This window comes from Halomonas sp., assembly GCF_052095765.1.
Classification (GTDB): Bacteria; Pseudomonadota; Gammaproteobacteria; order Pseudomonadales; family Halomonadaceae; genus Halomonas.
This window is the reverse complement of sequence record NZ_JBQDJZ010000002.1, coordinates 1-16036: the sequence shown is the minus strand read 5'-3', so window position 1 is coordinate 16036 and position 16036 is coordinate 1. Positions and strand designations below refer to the sequence as shown.

Annotated in this window: 18 protein-coding genes; 6 read left to right on the top strand and 12 right to left on the bottom strand. The window is 59.2% G+C overall.

The annotated features are described in order from the left end of the window. Positions 1-28: 28 nt before the first annotated feature. From ACTH3D_RS00525 to ACTH3D_RS00500, 6 genes are all read right to left on the bottom strand, one after another. Positions 29-157, bottom strand: a complete 129-nt coding sequence (locus tag ACTH3D_RS00525; RefSeq protein WP_441664151.1) for a hypothetical protein — start codon at positions 155-157, stop codon at positions 29-31. Positions 158-199: 42 nt separating this feature from the next. After that, positions 200-1063 carry an ABC transporter permease gene (locus ACTH3D_RS00520; RefSeq protein ID WP_441664149.1) on the bottom strand — a complete coding sequence of 288 codons (864 nt, stop codon included), beginning with the start codon at positions 1061-1063 and terminating at the stop codon, positions 200-202. A gap of 5 nt (positions 1064-1068) precedes the next feature. After that, positions 1069-1926 (bottom strand): ABC transporter permease, encoded by an 858-nt coding sequence (locus tag ACTH3D_RS00515; protein ID WP_441664147.1) that lies wholly within the window; start codon positions 1924-1926, stop codon positions 1069-1071. Further along, the gene (locus ACTH3D_RS00510; RefSeq protein ID WP_441664145.1) at positions 1926-3056 is read right to left on the bottom strand and encodes an ABC transporter ATP-binding protein; all 1131 of its coding nucleotides are present in this window, start codon (positions 3054-3056) and stop codon (positions 1926-1928) included. The genes ACTH3D_RS00515 and ACTH3D_RS00510 overlap by 1 nt, the downstream gene beginning before the upstream one ends. A 5-nt stretch (positions 3057-3061) precedes the next feature. Next, positions 3062-4138: an extracellular solute-binding protein gene (locus tag ACTH3D_RS00505; RefSeq protein WP_441664143.1), complete on the bottom strand. Its 1077-nt coding sequence runs from the start codon at positions 4136-4138 to the stop codon at positions 3062-3064. Positions 4139-4416: 278 nt separating this feature from the next. After that, a complete protein-coding gene (locus ACTH3D_RS00500; RefSeq protein ID WP_441664141.1) occupies positions 4417-6759 on the bottom strand; it encodes a mechanosensitive ion channel family protein in 2343 nt (780 codons plus the stop codon). A gap of 107 nt (positions 6760-6866) precedes the next feature. Between ACTH3D_RS00500 and ACTH3D_RS00495 the strand changes: the two genes are divergently transcribed. After that, entirely contained in the window at positions 6867-7862 is a 996-nt protein-coding gene (locus ACTH3D_RS00495) for an amidoligase family protein (RefSeq protein ID WP_441664139.1), read from the top strand. Continuing rightward, complete coding sequence (locus tag ACTH3D_RS00490; RefSeq protein WP_441664137.1) at positions 7859-8578, top strand: gamma-glutamyl-gamma-aminobutyrate hydrolase family protein; 720 nt, start codon at positions 7859-7861, stop codon at positions 8576-8578. Before ACTH3D_RS00495 ends, ACTH3D_RS00490 begins: the two co-directional genes overlap by 4 nt. Before the next feature lie 70 nt (positions 8579-8648). Here ACTH3D_RS00490 and ACTH3D_RS00485 read toward each other — a convergent pair whose 3' ends face one another. The 3 genes from ACTH3D_RS00485 to nfi all read right to left on the bottom strand — a co-directional run bounded on the left by ACTH3D_RS00485 (position 8649) and on the right by nfi (position 10422). Continuing rightward, on the bottom strand, positions 8649-9074 hold the full coding sequence (locus tag ACTH3D_RS00485; protein WP_441664135.1) for an OsmC family protein: 426 nt from the start codon (positions 9072-9074) through the stop codon (positions 8649-8651). 91 nt (positions 9075-9165) lie between these two features. Continuing rightward, positions 9166-9711, bottom strand: a complete 546-nt coding sequence (locus ACTH3D_RS00480; protein ID WP_441664133.1) for a DUF1415 domain-containing protein — start codon at positions 9709-9711, stop codon at positions 9166-9168. A gap of 39 nt (positions 9712-9750) precedes the next feature. Next, positions 9751-10422: a deoxyribonuclease V gene (nfi, locus tag ACTH3D_RS00475; RefSeq protein WP_441664238.1), complete on the bottom strand. Its 672-nt coding sequence runs from the start codon at positions 10420-10422 to the stop codon at positions 9751-9753. Positions 10423-10538: 116 nt separating this feature from the next. Between nfi and ACTH3D_RS00470 the strand changes: the two genes are divergently transcribed. The 4 genes from ACTH3D_RS00470 (at position 10539) to ACTH3D_RS00455 (ending at position 13862) form a co-directional block, all read left to right on the top strand. Further along, positions 10539-10874, top strand: a complete 336-nt coding sequence (locus tag ACTH3D_RS00470; protein WP_441664131.1) for a DUF503 domain-containing protein — start codon at positions 10539-10541, stop codon at positions 10872-10874. 90 nt (positions 10875-10964) lie between these two features. Further along, complete coding sequence (gene argE, locus ACTH3D_RS00465) at positions 10965-12122, top strand: acetylornithine deacetylase (protein ID WP_441664129.1); 1158 nt, start codon at positions 10965-10967, stop codon at positions 12120-12122. A 1-nt stretch (position 12123) separates the two neighbouring features. Next, complete coding sequence (locus tag ACTH3D_RS00460; protein WP_441664127.1) at positions 12124-12855, top strand: glutamine amidotransferase; 732 nt, start codon at positions 12124-12126, stop codon at positions 12853-12855. Positions 12856-12905: 50 nt separating this feature from the next. Beyond that, a complete protein-coding gene (locus tag ACTH3D_RS00455) occupies positions 12906-13862 on the top strand; it encodes an aldose epimerase family protein (protein WP_441664125.1) in 957 nt (318 codons plus the stop codon). Positions 13863-13945: 83 nt separating this feature from the next. Here the strand turns inward: ACTH3D_RS00455 and ACTH3D_RS00450 are convergent, their stop codons facing one another. The 3 genes from ACTH3D_RS00450 to ACTH3D_RS00440 form a co-directional block, all read right to left on the bottom strand. Next, positions 13946-14305, bottom strand: a complete 360-nt coding sequence (locus ACTH3D_RS00450) for a RidA family protein (protein ID WP_441664123.1) — start codon at positions 14303-14305, stop codon at positions 13946-13948. An 83-nt stretch (positions 14306-14388) separates the two neighbouring features. Continuing rightward, entirely contained in the window at positions 14389-15243 is an 855-nt protein-coding gene (locus tag ACTH3D_RS00445) for a universal stress protein (protein WP_441664121.1), read from the bottom strand. Between the two features lie 77 nt (positions 15244-15320). After that, positions 15321-16036: SulP family inorganic anion transporter (locus ACTH3D_RS00440; protein ID WP_441664119.1), on the bottom strand; the 716-nt coding region annotated here is incomplete at its 5' end.

Genomic DNA, 16036 nt, shown 5'->3' with positions numbered 1-16036 from the left:
TGGGTGAAAAACTTAAGCTGCACAGGCTTCAGAATTTATAACACCAGCCCACCTTGCGCGCGACCCTAAGTCCGCCCATGGCTTCACGGTGCCGGGTACGAAACTGCCAGGTCGCTTTATTGCCTTCGATGCGCAGGGTATGAAACAGTTCGCGCACCGTAGGGGCCAGCCCCAGCGCTTCGCCCAGCTGGGTCTAATCTTACTTTGCCTCATTGCCGGAGCTGCGCCTCAACACCAGCGCAGCCAACAAGGCCGAGGCAACCATCAGCACCAGGGCGGCGGCATTAAGCACCGGAGTAGAGCCTTCGCGTAGGCGGTTGAACAGCGCCACGGTAAGCGGTGTGTCGCTGCCGGTCAGCATAACTGTGGTGTTGAAGTTCTCGAACGACATCAGAAACGCCATGGCAGCTGCACCGAAAATCGCCGGCAGAAGCCAAGGCAACGTGACGGTGAACCAGGCCACCAGTGGTGTAGCGCCGAGGTTAAGCGCCGCTTCTTCGAGTTGCGGATCAAATTTACGCAGCCGGGCGGCGATGACCAAGGTGCTCAGAGTGGTAATGAAACTGACCTGCCCTATGACCACCAACGGTGTACCAGGGCGCAACATGTCCAGTTCAAACGCCCAGGCACGTGACAGTTCGTTGGCCATGCCGCTGTAAAACACCAATATCGACACGCCCAGGATGACGCCGGGAATCACCAGCGGCAACAACAGCAGCAGATACAGAAACTCTTTACCACGAAAGTGTATCCGCTCAAATAGCACCGCGTTGCCACACCCCAGCGCGACGCTGACTATAGTGACCCAGAAGGCGATTTTGACGCTGACCCACAGTGCTGAGAGCAATCCGCTGTCATGGAAAAAACCGGTACGCCCGGCGCTGCCATCGCCGATGAACCAGTCCAGCGTGAAGCCTTTCCAGGGTAGCGACGGATACGGCGCATTGTTGAAGGCGAAGGCCGCCGTCACTAGCAGCGGCAACGCCAGATAGATGAAGAAGGCGACGAGATAGGCCAGATACAAGCCATTGAACCAGCGCGAGCGCGGTACTGAACGAATCATCTGATTTACCCCATAACCTTACGCAGCGACTGACCGGTGAACTTGAGCCCAAGCCACACGATCAGCGACGACAGCACCAACAGCAATACCCCAAGTGCTGCGCCCTGCTCCCAGTTAAAGCGAGTAATGAACTGGGTGAATATCTGATCGGTGAACCAGGCGCTATCCTTGCCGCCCATCAAAACCGGCGTGAGGTAGCTCCCCAGCGTCAGCATGAACACCACGATGCAGCCAGAGACGATGCCGGGCATGGCCCAAGGCACGACGATTTCACGCATCACCGTGACATGCCCGCCGCCAAGATCGTAGCCGGCCTCAACCAGATTATCGTCCATGCCTTCCAGCGTAGTGACCAGCGGCACCACCATGAACAACAGGCCGTTATAGACCAGTCCGATGATGACAGCGGCGTCGTTGTAGAGCATTTCCACCGGGCCATCGACCCAGCCGAGGGCTTGCAGCCAGGCGCTGAACAGTCCGCTTTCGCGCAGCAAAATCATCCAGCCGTAGGTACGCACCAGTTCACTGGCCCAGAACGGCACCAGGCAAGCCAGAAATAGCCAGCCCTTAGCCCGTCCACGCGCCAGCCGAGCGATATACCAGGCCACGGGGAAGGCAACCACCAACGTAATCAGAGTGGTAAATAGCGACATCACCCCGGTACGCAGGAAGGTGCGCCAGTAGTAGGACTCGGTAAAGAAGTTGCGGTACTGATCCACGCCAAAGGCCAGTGTGTCCCAACTTTCCCGCACTTGGAACGAGACCCGCAGCATCTGCACGTGAGGCAGCAGCACCAGCAGTACAATCCACAGCACGAAGGGCGTGAGCAGCAGCCACAGTGACAAGCGTCCGGTCGAGCGCATCAGCCGGCCTCCGCGGGAAATACACGCGCCAACTGCGGGTCCCAGGCCAGCTCGACGCTGGCGCCCTCTTGCGGCACAGGTACGCTGCCATCTTGAGGCAAACGCACATAGCAGCGCTCACCGGCGGCTTCGACTTCCACTCGGCTATTGGCGCCGTCGAACAAGGTGGTACGCACTTGGGCAGACAGCGTGCAGTGCCCTGGCGCTGGGGTGTCTAGCATCAGCGACTCAGGCCGAATGAACAACTCGACGCTGTCACCAACTCCAGGGGCTCCAACGACGGGGGCACCAGCAGCAGACTTATCCTGCTCGCCTGCGCCGGCCAAGCGCCCGCTAACACGGCGACCATCGGCCAACGCCAGCTGCACAAGTTCACCTTCTTTGGCGATCAGCTTGCCGCTCAGGCGGTTGTTGTCTCCAACAAAGCTCGCCACAAAGGGCGTCGCTGGCTCGCGGTACAGTGCTTCTGGGGAAGCCACTTGATCGAAGCGGCCATCGCGCATCACCGCGACGCGGTCTGACATCACCAACGCTTCGGACTGGTCGTGGGTGATGTACACAAAAGTGGTGCCGAAGGCCTTCTGCAGATTCTTGAGCTCGACCTTCATCTGGTCGCGCAGCTTCAGGTCTAGCGCGCCCAGCGGCTCATCAAGCAGCAGCAACGTTGGCTCCAGCACCAGACAGCGCGCCAGCGCCACGCGCTGACGCTGGCCACCGGAAAGCTGCTGCGGAAAACGTGCCTCCATACCGGCCAGCCCAACTTGCTCCAACACCCCGGCGATGCGCTGGCGGCGTTCGGCGGCAGGCACCTTGCGACGCTTCAAGCCGTAGGCAATATTGTCGCCCACACTCATGGTGGGAAACAGCGCCAGATGCTGAAAAACCATGTTGACCGGACGGCGGTTGGGGGCGACATCGTTCATGCGCTGGCCACGAATAACGATATCGCCCGAGTCGGGACGGTCGAACCCCGCCAACAGCCGTAGCAGCGTGGTTTTTCCGCAGCCAGATGGCCCGAGAATGGAAAAGAAACTTCCCGCAGGAATTTCAAGAGACACCTGATCCACCGCAGTGTGTGACCCAAAGCGGCGAACCAAGTCCTGACAATGCAAGTCAATAGCTAATGGCATACCAGTTACTTGGCGGCCTGAACGCGATCAAGCACTTGGCCTTCTTCAGTTTCCAGGCCCGGCGGCACCGGTGGATACCATTTGATGTTATTGATGGCCTCTTCATCGAAGCTGATGCGATAGGCATCACGCAGCTCGGCGTCAACAAATTCGTCGGCACCTTGCGATGCGGTGAAGTTGCCCGAGGCGTTGGTGATCTTTGCGGCAATTTCAGGCTGCATCACGAAGTTGATCCACTGATAGGCAGCATCTTCGTTCTCGCTGCGGCGCGGAATGGCAAAGGTATCGATCCAGCCAAGCGCACCCGAGGTCGGCGCAATGAAGTTGATCTCAGGGTCTTCTGCATGCAGCTTCCACCCGCCAGCATCCCAGGCCATGGCCGCTTTCGCTTCACCAGTACGTAGCAGCGACAACAGTTGGTCACCGCCGGTCCAGTAGGTTTTCACGTTCGACTTGCAGTCGATCAGCTTGTCTTCAACCTGAGAGAGAATGTCAGCATAGGCCTCTTTATCGTCATAGGCAGCGAAGGGGTCCAGCCCCATGGCGAAGGCAAAGCCCATCAGTGTCGGACGCTTCAGCCGGTAACTGACCTCGCCGGCGACCTCTGCATTACATAGGTCGGTGTAGTCTTTGACGCTGTCTTTCACGCTATCATGCACGATTAGCCCGCTGGTACCCCACACCATCGGTACGCCGTAATACTCGCCATCAAGCTCAGTGGCCTGCTGGGTTGCTTCGACCATTGAGGCTTGCATATTGGCGCTATCAAGACGGCTATAGTCCACCGGCTTGTAAACGTTGAACTGGCGCTGTACGCCGACGATGCGGTCCTGACTGGGCTGAGCCAGATCGAAGCCCGCGCCACCAGTTGCTCGCAGCTTGGAAATCATGTCTTCGTTATTGGACAGAGTGATCTGTACATCAATACCGGTCTGTTCTTCAAAGGCAGCGACCACATCATCAGGGGCATAGCCTCCCCAAGTGATGATTTTCAACTCCTCAGCAGAGGCCGAGCCTGCTGCCAACCCGAGTGCTGAGGCCATGGTGAACGCTGTCAATGTTGTTGTGCGCATCATCGTCATGTGTATTCCCTTCCGGTAACTGAACGAATATTCGTCAGTGTTTATAGACACAGTTAGGTTATACCTCATTTATGACCAGACTGTGAAAACACGCTCACTAAAGAATGGCATCATGCACGCTTAGCTAGCAGACATCACCACATTATCAGTTATGCCCGGCTTGTGCCTGACGGGGATTTTCTGCTCAAAAGGCAGGCACAGGCCAGACTCTCGCTGGATGACTGGCGCATTCGCTGCGAGGCACTGCAAAGCGGGCCGGACTGAGCCGGCCTGTCAGATCAGCTTGGGTCGGGTGAGGCACCCATGGCGCTAGTATCGCGCTGTGGGTCGGCGGCCTCAGCCTCTCCCGGACGACGTCCGCTGGCGTCGCGCCATTCGGCATCTGCGTTGCCATCATTGCCATCAGCGCTGTCGCTGTTATCTGTCCTGTTCAGACGGCCACCGGCAATACCTTCCATGCCAACGCTGATCCGCGGCACACCAAGATCAACAGACTGCTCTTCCATACGGCGCTTGAGTAACAGGTTGAAGGCGCGCATCACATCCCACTGCATTTCCGGGGAGGTGCGAAAGCGCATCCGCAGGATGGCGCAGCCATCTTCAAATGCATGAATACCCTGCATTTCCAGCGGCGACCAGATGTGGTGGCGCATCATCGGGTCCTTGCGCAGCGCCAAGGCATTCTCCTGCATTAGCTGGATGGCATCATCAATTTTCATGTCGTAAGGAATACGAATCTTCATCAGCGCGATGCCAAACTGACGCGACATATTGTGGATGGAGTCGATGCGACTGAAGGTAATGATATGCACAATGCCGTCCAGGTCGCGCAGCCTCACGGTGCGCAGCGTCAGGCCTTCAACAGTACCCATGTGACCATTGATACGCACAAAGTCTTCTACGGCCAGAGAGTCTTCAATGATGATGAAAATGCCGGTAATCAGATCCTGTACCAACGTCTGGGCACCAAAACCCAGCGCCAGACCGATAACACCAGCACCCGCCAGTAACGGCGTGACGTTTACGCCAAGATTGGCCAGGCCGACGATAGAAGCGATGATCACGATAGTGATGAAAATGACGTTGCGAATCATCGGTGTAATAGTCTGGGCCCGCGCCAAGTTGACACGTCGGCCACGTGCACCGGCAGAAGCCACCAGTGCCCGCTGAATCGCGGTATCAGCAAATATCCACGCCAGCCAGGCAATCAGCCCGGTAAAACCGATGGCCAAAAGCGCCTGCCCGATACGCACGCTGGCCACGCCCTGCTGGCCAATGCCAATCAACGAGCCACCCCAGACCTGCAGAAACAACTCACCAAACACTATCCAGGTCAGCACCCGTGCCAGCACATAGCCGAAGCGCTCAAGACGCTGTCGGTATTCTGTGCGACGCCGCTTGGAACGGCGAACGGCATTACGCCGGATCAGCCCGACCATGACCAGCGCCAGCACCAGCAAAGCGGCTGAAATGATCGACTTGGCCAGTGCCGAGCCCACATCCCCGCCAGAGATAAAAATCGCCACCAGCGAACCACCCACCAGCAACAGCGCCGGCACATGCCAGAGCCCACCCAGCGCACGCACCATCTCTATGGCACTGCTGGTGTCGCGGCGATCAGCATAGGAGCGGTTGGTGATCAGATGCTGAATGGGGCGCTTAAAACGAATGATGAAACGGACGCTAAGAACGGCGGCAAGGATATTCGTCAGAACTGACATCAAGCCGGCAAGATCCTGGCCAATGATATCAGTAATACGTGCCGTGTTGAGCGCGTCACCCAACGCGATAAAAGCGCCAATCATGAACAGCGGGCGCAAGCTGTCACGGTGCAGCAGCTGCACCGCTGTGTAGCGGTGACCACTGGTGAATACCGAAATTACCGTTTCCACCACAACAGACAACACCCGCCCACACAGCGCCACATAGGCAATTACCAGTGCCGCTAGCCGCCCAGAGCTTTCCGGCAACAGGTGGGCTATCCCGAGGGTCAGGGCAAACGCTAGAGCCCAGGGGAGTAGGCGACGCAGGAAGTGAAAAACCATCAGCCCGCCCTGGGGCTCCCGTGGCAGGTCGAGTGGCCAGTTGTTGCGGGCAGCAATGAGTCGGCCCAGAGCGATAAACAACACCAGAAACCCGACCCATACCCCCATCAACACCACCAGGTTGATAGCGAATCGCGCCAGCTCTGTGTTGCCCGTTGCAATCAGCAGGTCTGACCAGTCTGTCCAGCCTTCCTTCAGCTGTCGTTTCCATTCCATCAATGGCGACTGATCCGAGCTAGCTTGCTCACCCAGATCGGTCAAGGTGTCGGCCAGTGCGCCAAGCAGACCTTGCTGGTTGGTCAGACCTTCCTGATCCGTCACCTGACTGTTGGCCTGACGCAACGCTTCCAGCTCATCAAGTAGCCTTTTACGCTGCCCCTCGTTCTGCAGTACTTCAATGACCTGATCCAGCGACTGCTGGAGCTCCTTGGCACTGGGCCCGTCTTCCGATTTTTCGCCACTCATCCCGAACGGCAAGGTCTGGGCTGATGCTGTAGGCGGCAACGCTAACGCCAGCATCAGCAGAACCAGCAGGCCGGCAAGGCCAGCCAGGCGGCTCGGTACAAAAAATGACATCGGATCTCCTATCCTATTAGGGCTCACTGACCATAAGCTTTTCCAGACCCTGAACGGGCATGGCAGTATGTTAGCCTGCTCGACACCAAGACTCACAGGATGACGTTATGACAGCGCAATCGCCACCCACACAGCGCAACACGAACGGCGGCTATCGACGCGTGGGGGTTGAAATCGAGTTTGCTGGGCTGCTGCCACGCACCACCGCTGAACTGGTCAACGACCTGTTTGGCGGTGAACTAGAGGCTGCCAGCGCGCACCGTCTGTGGGTACGCAGCACGCGCTGGGGTGATTTTCGCATTGAGCTCGACACCCAGTATGCCCACCCGGATGAGCGTATCATGCATCCCCCCGTGCCTGACGACAGCGAGTGGGAGCGCATGCGCAAAGATTTCCACACGCGCACGCGCGAGCTGATTGGCGACGTTGCCACAGGGCTTGTGCCGACCGAAATTGTCTGCCCGCCGGTGCCCTGGAACGAGCTTGGCACCCTCGACACGTTGTTCGACCTGTTGCGCCAACACGGCGCCAAAGGCACCGATGCCAGCCTGCTCTACGGCTTTGGCCTGCACCTCAACCCGGAAGCACCTAGTCTAAACGTGGACGTCATCCTTGCACATATCCGGGCCTATCTGCTGCTGGCCGGCTGGCTTCGCGACCAGATCCAGGTGGACATTACCCGTGAGGTGCTGCCGCATGCCAACCCCTTCCCTCACGACTATGCCATGCGGGTATTGGCGCCAGACTACAGCCCCGACCTGACCACGCTGATTGATGACTATATGTGCTTTAATCCCACCCGCAACCGTGAGCTGGACATGCTGCCGCTGTTTGCCTATTTGGCTCCCGAACATCCTCACCCGCTGCTGAGCGGCCCCTTGACCAAGCCACGCCCGACCTTTCACTACCGGCTACCCAATGCCCAGCTTTCCGACCCTGACTGGGGTGCGGTGTGTGAATGGAGCCGCTGGCTGGAGGTCGAGCGCCTGGCGGCAAAGCCCGACATCCTGGCACAGCGCAGTTCCGAATATCTTGCCCAACACCATCCGTCTCGCCTGATGCGGTTGCTCAAGTCACTGCGCCGCAGGATGCTGGGTTCATGAGTTCTCAGTATCAGCAACGCCAGCAACATCAACAGCCGAGCAAAAAACCGCTCATCGGTATCACAACGTCTGACGACAAGAGCCAGATTGCCTGGTGGTTTGACTGGTTCGCCGTGTGGCGTCACGGTGGTCAACCGTTGCGGCTATCACCCTCGCGACCGCAGCCAGCAAGGCTCGATGGACTGATTATTGGCGGCGGGGATGATATACAGGCATCGCTATATGGCGGAGAAATGCAGCTGGATGTGCGCGTTGACCCCCAGCGCGACACGCTGGAGCTCAGACTGCTCGAGCGCTTCATTCCCCAGCACACGCCGGTGCTTGGCATCTGCCGTGGCGCGCAGCTGATCAATGTGCACCTAGGTGGCACCCTAGACCCGGATATCTACACCACCCATGAAGGCCTGAAGCGCCGACGCACGGTGCTGCCGCGCAAGACCGTGGATATCGTCGGTGACAGCCAACTCAACCGCATCCTCAAGGTGAGCTGGTGCCGAGTCAACAGCCTGCATCATCAGGCCGTTGAGCAAGCAGGAAATGGCATTGAGATTGTCGCCCGGGACCGTGACGGCCTGGTGCAAGGGATCGAGTCCACACGGCATGATTTCCTGATTGGCGTGCAGTGGCACCCCGAGTGGCTGATATTCAACCGCCCCCAGCAACGCTTGACCCGCGCGCTGGTCAGGGCAGCAGCAAAAACCCAGCCACTGTCCTAAGGCATCGACGGCGGCTGGGTCTCGGTTGAGACCCGCTGCCCGGCACTACCGGGCAACGGGTGGTTTGGCATCAGCTTTCCAGCGTCGCATCCAGGGTGATCTCGGCGGTGAACAACTTGGAGATCGGGCAGTTATCCTTGGCATCCTGGGCGGCTTTTTCGAAAGCTGCCTGGTCAGCACCCGGCACCTTTGCCGTAGTGACCAGGTGCACCTTGGTGATCGTCAGACTATCCGGCTCCAGAGTGACCGTGGCCTGAGTGTCGATCTGCTCCGGCTCCAGACCAGCTTCACCCAGCATCAGCGACAGTGCCATGGAAAAACAGCTGGCATGGGCTGCACCCACCAGCTCTTCCGGGTTGGTGCCGGCCTGACCCTCAAAGCGCGTGTTGAAGCCGTAAGGCTGGGAGGAAAGCACTCCGCTCTCGGTAGAAACGCTGCCCTTGCCTTTCTTTACGCTACCTTTCCACTGGGCGCTGGCGGTTTTTTGAATACTCATGTTGGCTCCTTGGTGTTGTTAACAGCTTAGATGCATCTTACATGCTTCATTATCCAGCGCTTGCTTGCAAGCCTGAATATTCCAGACAGGCTCAACGTAGCGCTTCCAACCACTCGGCCAGTTGCAGGCGGCTAATTTCACGCATTCGCTGAGCGTTACGCTGTGGAATCTGCTCGGGGTCAGGATAGTGCGCCAAGGCACGCTCGATACCCGCTTCACGCAATACATGAAACATCGGCCAGGGCGAGCGATTGGTATAATTCTCCGCATCCTCTTCCTGTGCGCCATGGAAGCAGTAATCTGGGTGGAAACTCGCCAACTGATAAGTCCCTTCATAGCCCTGGTCTTCCATCAGCGCCTCGGCCAGCCCCAGCAAGTCGAGATAGTCATCAAAATCATCGACGCCTTCAGTCAATACGATCAGTGTCGTTTCTACTTCGGGCTCGGTATCGAGCCGCCGACACTCATCGATCAGACCTTGCATCGCCTCCACCGGATCCTTGGCCGACAGCGCGACAAAGCGTACGGCCTGCCGGTCAATCTCGCGTTTGGCGAAAGGACAAACATTCTGTCCAACTACAAAGGACTCAACCCAAGCGCGGCTGGCGGCTAGTGGGCAAACGGCAGATGGGCTCATGGTAACTCTCGCAGCGGGTAATCGCCCATCATACCCTGCTCATTCATCACGCCGCGATGCCAAACGATCGGCCAACCGAGTTGGCTCAGGCAACTTGGTACGCCCCAGGCAGGCGACCACCCAGTCAAGCGCCGTGGCCAGACACAGCCGGTGGCCCGCAGAAACAAACACTGGCTTGACGTTAGCCCGGGTGCGGAGCACGGCACCAATCACTTCATCGGCGCGCGGGTCTTCCAGCAGTGTCCAGTCGCCCCGTTGCGGCCCGGGCTCGGCATGACGCCCCGTCAGCCGCGACTTGGCCACGCCGATGGTCGGGATATCCAGCCATAGCCCCAGATGACTGGCTACGCCTAGCCGACGTGGATGCGCTATCCCATGGCCATCGGCCATCACCAGCTGGACATCATGTTTAAGCGTTGCAAAAGCACCCAATGCCGCTGGCAGCTCGCGAAATGACAACAGCCCGGGAATATAGGGCATTCGCGTCGGCTCACGGTGTACCAGCTGCTCAACCACCTCAAGGGATGGCCAGGCCAACACCACCACCGCCGCCCGGGTGACGTGCCCACCCTGCTCAAAGCCGATATCGACCCCGGCAATGTGGCGCACGTCACCAATACGGTCTTCGCGCTCCACACGCTCGGCCAATTGACGCTGCAGGGCCACAGCATCGCGAGGAGTCAGGTTCCATTCGTGCAAGGCTGGCATCATCATCTCCGTCCTGGCTGAGCTGGTCCAAATCACCAGCTTAGCCTGTTTTCTGCGCTGGACAACTGCGCTCGGGCAGGCAGACTGTGTAAAAGCCAACGCATTGATATTACGTTGCTATGACAAAGATACTGGCCCGCTATTACGCGGCACGATATTACGAGGAGCGCCCTGTGCATATCGGTATTCTGACCCTGACCTTTTTCATGTCTGGCTGCGATTCGCTGAAAGAAAAGCGCCAGCGTATGGGCGGCATGCATGAGCGCTTTGGCCGCAACCCGGCGGTAGCCGTATGCGAAAGCGGGCTGCGTGATGTGCTGGACAGCAGCGAGTGGTCGTTTGTGGTGGCGGCTCGAACCCAGCGTGAAGCCGAGTCGCTATGCAGCGAAATTGAAGACAAACTGCAGCGCACCGTGGACGGGCGCGTCACCGACGTTCAGCGCGAGTTCCTGTGAACCACAGCGCCGCTATCATGTCGGACAACGGCCCCGACAAGCCACGCAGCAGCGTGATACGCTTTCTCATTCACTATTCGAGGAAACAGTATGACTCCCGTCGAGATGCTTGAGCGCCTGGTGGGCTTTGCCACCGTTTCTCGTGACTCCAACCTGAAGCTGATCGACTTTATCGAGCAGTGGCTGACCCGTCACGGCGTCGAATCGTGGCGGATTACCAGCGATGACGGCCGCAAGGCCAATCTGCTGGCCCGCATCGGCCCGGCAGTTGAGGGTGGCGTGGTGCTATCGGGCCACACTGACGTGGTACCGGTCGACGGCCAGCCTTGGTCTACCGATCCCTTCACGCTGACCGATGGCGGCGATGGACGCCTTTTCGGGCGTGGCACCTGCGATATGAAAGGCTTCATTGCCTGTGCGCTGGCCGAGGTGCCCAACTGGGTGAACCGCCCGCTGAAAAAACCCATCTATCTGGCATTTTCCTACGATGAGGAAGTCGGCTGCCTTGGCGCACCGCGCATGATCGAGCGCCTGATGAGCGACCACCCGCGCCCGGCCACGGTGATAGTTGGTGAGCCGACTCTGATGCAGCCGGTGGTGGCGCAGAAAGGCAGCACCAACCTGCGCACTACCGTCACTGGCCTTGAAGCACACTCCAGTCAGGTCAACCAGGGAGTATCAGCCATTCACGTGGCCGCACGCCTGGTGACGCGCATTGAGGATGTGATGGCCGAACTGCGTAGCGAGGGCCGCGTCGATGAAGCGTTCAACGTCGCCCACTCCAGCCTGCACGTTGGCAAGATCCAGGGCGGTACGGCGATCAACATCATGGCCAGGGAATGCCAGTTCGAGTGGGAAATCCGCCATCTGCCAAGCGATCACTTCGACGACCTGTTGGCCCGGGTGAACGACTATGCCGCCACCCTGGAGGCCAAAATGCAGACCCGCTCCCCAGACTGCCGCATTCATACTGAACGTCTTGTCGACACGGTCCCGGCACTGGCCGACCGCGACAACGCGCAGGTGCTGGCGTTGTGTTCCGAGCTGCTGGGCGAGCAACCAGCAGGCGCCGTGGCTTACGCCACCGAAGCCGGCCAGTTCCAGCGCGAGGGGCTGTCGGTGGTGATCTGCGGCCCTGGCAGCATCGCCCAGGCCCATCAGCCCGATGAGTATATTGAACACGCACAGCTTCTGGCCGCCAGCGATTTCATGATCGCCCTGGGCAGCCGACTGGCTGAGGAGCATTGAAATGCCAAGGCTATGGATTATCAAGACCGGCGACGCCTTCCCCGAGATTGTCGCCGACCAGGGTGATTTCGAGGCACGCTTTCTGGCTGAGTTACGCCCCTTTGCCGAGCGCCACCCACAACTCGAACTGGCTGTTCATGACGCTCGCCATGATGGCGAGCCTCCGATACTGGCAGACGAAGACGGCATCATCATTACCGGCTCCCATGCCATGGTCAGCGATGCCGAACCTTGGAGCGAAGCCCTCAAGCCCTGGTTGCGCGAGGCACGCAAGCGCAATGTCGCCATGCTCGGCGTGTGCTACGGCCACCAGCTGATGGCAGCGGCATTCGGCGGCTACAGCGATTATCACCCGGCCGGGCGCGAGTCTGGCACACATCGCATCACCCTGACCGACGCTGGCCGCCATGATCCGCTGCTGAGCATACTGCCCACGCCCTTTAGGGCCCAACTGACCCATGCTCAGTCGGTGCTCAAGGCCCCCGAAGACGCCAGCCTGCTGGCAGCCAATGCCTTTGATGCCAACCAGGCGCTGCGCTATGGCCCCAGGCAATGGAGCGTACAGTTTCATCCTGAGTTCAACGCCGCCATCATACGTGCCTACCTGGAACGCCAAGTCAGTGCGTTACGAGAGCAAGGCGACGACCCTGAGCAACTGCTGCGCGAGGTTCAGGAAACACCCGAGGCAGCCAGCCTGCTGCCCCGCTTTGCTGAGCTGATGCTGCAGTCGTGAGTGGCCACTAATCGAATATTGAATGAACGGCTCGACATAAGGACAAGGTTATGATTCCGCCCAACCTGCAGGCCCTGCTCGATAAAACCGAGGGCCAGCGCCTCACACAGTGGCAAGGACGACAAGTGTGGCTGGCCAATGAGCCTTGGGGGCAGCTGGCTGTGTCACTTCAGGGCGCACAGGTGCTGCACTATTTACCGGCCCCGCCGCCAAGCTCGGCTGACGCCCCCGAAAACACGCCACCTCGCACGGCGAGCGAAGCACTGGTGCCAGGTGGCTGGCTGTGGGTAACACCGACGCCCCAGGCGCTTCCCGGTGCGATTCGTGGAGGGATACCGCTGTGTTGGCCATGGTTTGCCGATGAACACACGGCCGATGAGTCGGCCGACCGCTCAGGCCCGATGCATGGACCAGCGCGTCTGGCAGAGTGGCGTCTGGATGCGGCAGATCCTCACGAAGACGGCGTTGAGCTGCACCTGTCTCCCGTTGAGCGCCTGCACTCCCAACTGGCACCACGTGCACTGATACAGGCCAACGCGCAGCGCCTGCATGTCGAGCTGATCACAGAGCACGTCGGTGACACGCCGGTAAAGATGACCGGCGCCCTGCACACTTACCTGGCAGTGACCGATGCCTTTGGCTGCCAGATTGAAGGACTTTCTGGCGCGCGCTATCTGGACAAGCTTCAGGATTTTTCACAGAGCGAACAGGTTGGCGAACTTGCCGTGCGTGGTGGGCTGGACCGTATCTATCACACCAACGCCGAACTGGTTCTGGATGACGGCCACCGGCGTCTGCGAGTCGCCCGCCAGAGCAGCGACTCTGCGGTAATCTGGCACCCCGCACAGCAGCCACCCCCAGACACATCGGTTGATGCGGCGCGTCATTTCTTGTGCATCGAGTCGGCCAATACGCGCCTCGACCCGGTGTGGCTGGTGCCCGGCGCCCAACATCTGCTAGGCACCACCCTGTCTATGGATACCCCACCACCAGGCACGGACAGCTGAGCCACCACTCCTACCGGCTCCGCCCGTCAGCCACAATAAAGCCGCCTCAAAGGGCGGCTTTATTGTCACTTCGCGATAGCAGCTCAGCTTTTCACAATCGCCGTTACCGTCACCTCCACCAACAACTCCTTGGCGGGCAGCGGCGCACAGACGCAGGTACGGGTCGGTGCATGACCCTCAGGTACCCAAGCATCCCACACGGCATTCATGGCGGCAGCATCGTCAGCATTAGTGAGGTAAAGCGTGGCAGCAAGCATGTGCTCACGATCCGAGCCAATCTCTTCCAGCAGCGCATCCACTCTGGCCAACATGCTCTGGGTCTGCTCGGTGATATCGCCATCACGCGACTCGGGGCCGGGCACCTGGCCACACAGGTATGCCACACCGTTATGGATGACGGCACGGCTCATGCGGGCTTGTGTATCGTGACGCTGAATGCTCATGGGTACTGCTCCTGCACATTGTTTTGGGAGCCACATGGTACTCCGAAACGACACCCCGAAAAACCCGTAGCCCAGGGAATGCGTCAGCGCAACAGCAGCACCGGAATGGTCGCGCCCCGCAGTACGCTAGTAGTGGTGCTACCCAACAACAGGTGACGGATGCGCGAATGCCCGTAAGCCCCCATCACCGTCATATCAATGCCATGCTCCTGCTTGTAACTGCGCAGCACTTGCTCCACCTCTCCGGCACGAATCACGCCGTCGGCCTTGTGCTCGGCTGCGCGCAGCGCATCCAACGCCCAGGCCAATTGTGACTGGTTATCAGCGGTATCGGCACCCACCATCACCACGTGGCATTCAATGCCGCGAAACAGTGGACTACGTGCCAGCATCTCGATCCCCTTGCGGGTGGTTTTGCTGCCGTCAAAGGCAATCATGACCTTTTCCGGGCGATGGAAGGTATCCGGCACCATCAGGATCGGCCGATGCAAGCTACGCACCACGCGCTCTAGGTTAGAGCCCAGATGATCGCTGTCTTTGTGGGCCGTCTTGCCGCGCTTGCCAATCACCAGCAGGCGCATTTCGTCTTCCAGCTCCTCCAGCGTTTCCACCAGGGTGCCATTGCGTTGACGCGTACTGGGGTCACTAACTCCACCAGCCAAGGCACGCTCCTGGGCAGCCTTGAGCATCAGACGCCCCTGCTCTTGGGCAATGCGCCCGCGTTTTTCATCGAGCTGCGCCAACTCCTCCAGCAGCTGTTCGCGAGCACCGAAACCGATGTTGCCAGACAAGTCGGTCTCGGTGGTTTTCGGATGATTGTCGACCACGTGCAGGAAGGTCAACGGTGCGCCCAGCGCCAGACTCGCCCAGGCGGCATAATCGCAAACGCCTTCCGAGAAATGCGAGCCGTCAATGGCGGCCATCACCTGTTCAGTCATCTGTCTGCTCCGCATGTTGGCGAATAAGGGTTGGCTAAGTACGTTCTACATCATTCAAGCTGTAACGTCACAGCGCGTCACTCACTGCCCATCAGCTTTTCAACGGCCTTGGGATCATCATGAACGGCATAACGGTCAACGATGGTCGCACTGGCTTCGTTGAGGCCAATCAATTCCACCTGGGTGCCTTCACGACGGAACTTGATCACTACCATATCCAACGCCTGCACTGCGGTGATATCCCAAAAGTGCGCGCGGGACAGATCGATGGTGACCTTCCCGACGCTTTCTTTGAAGTCGAAGGCGGCTCCGAAGCGCTCGGATGAGGCAAAGAACACCTGGCCTACCACCCGGTAGGTGCGATGGCTGGCCTGCGGATCGTCTTCAGTGCCGATGTACAGGATGTTGCCGACCTTGTTGGCAAAGTTCATCGCCGCCAGCAGCACCCCAACAAAAACGCCGATGGCCAGATTGTGGGTACTGACCGTGACCACCACGGTCACCAGCATCACCAGGCTAGTGGACACCGGGTGCTTTTTCAGATCGCGGATCGATGTCCAACTGAAAGTACCGATCGATACCATGATCATCACCGCCACTAGCGCGGCCATGGGAATCTGCGACACCCAGTCAGACAGGAACACCACCATGATCAGCAGCACCACACCGGCCATGAAAGTGGATAACCGACCACGACCGCCAGATTTGATATTGATCACCGACTGGCCAATCATCGCGCAGCCAGCCATGCCACCCAGCAGTCCGGTGCCAATGTTGGCCACCCCCTGGCCCT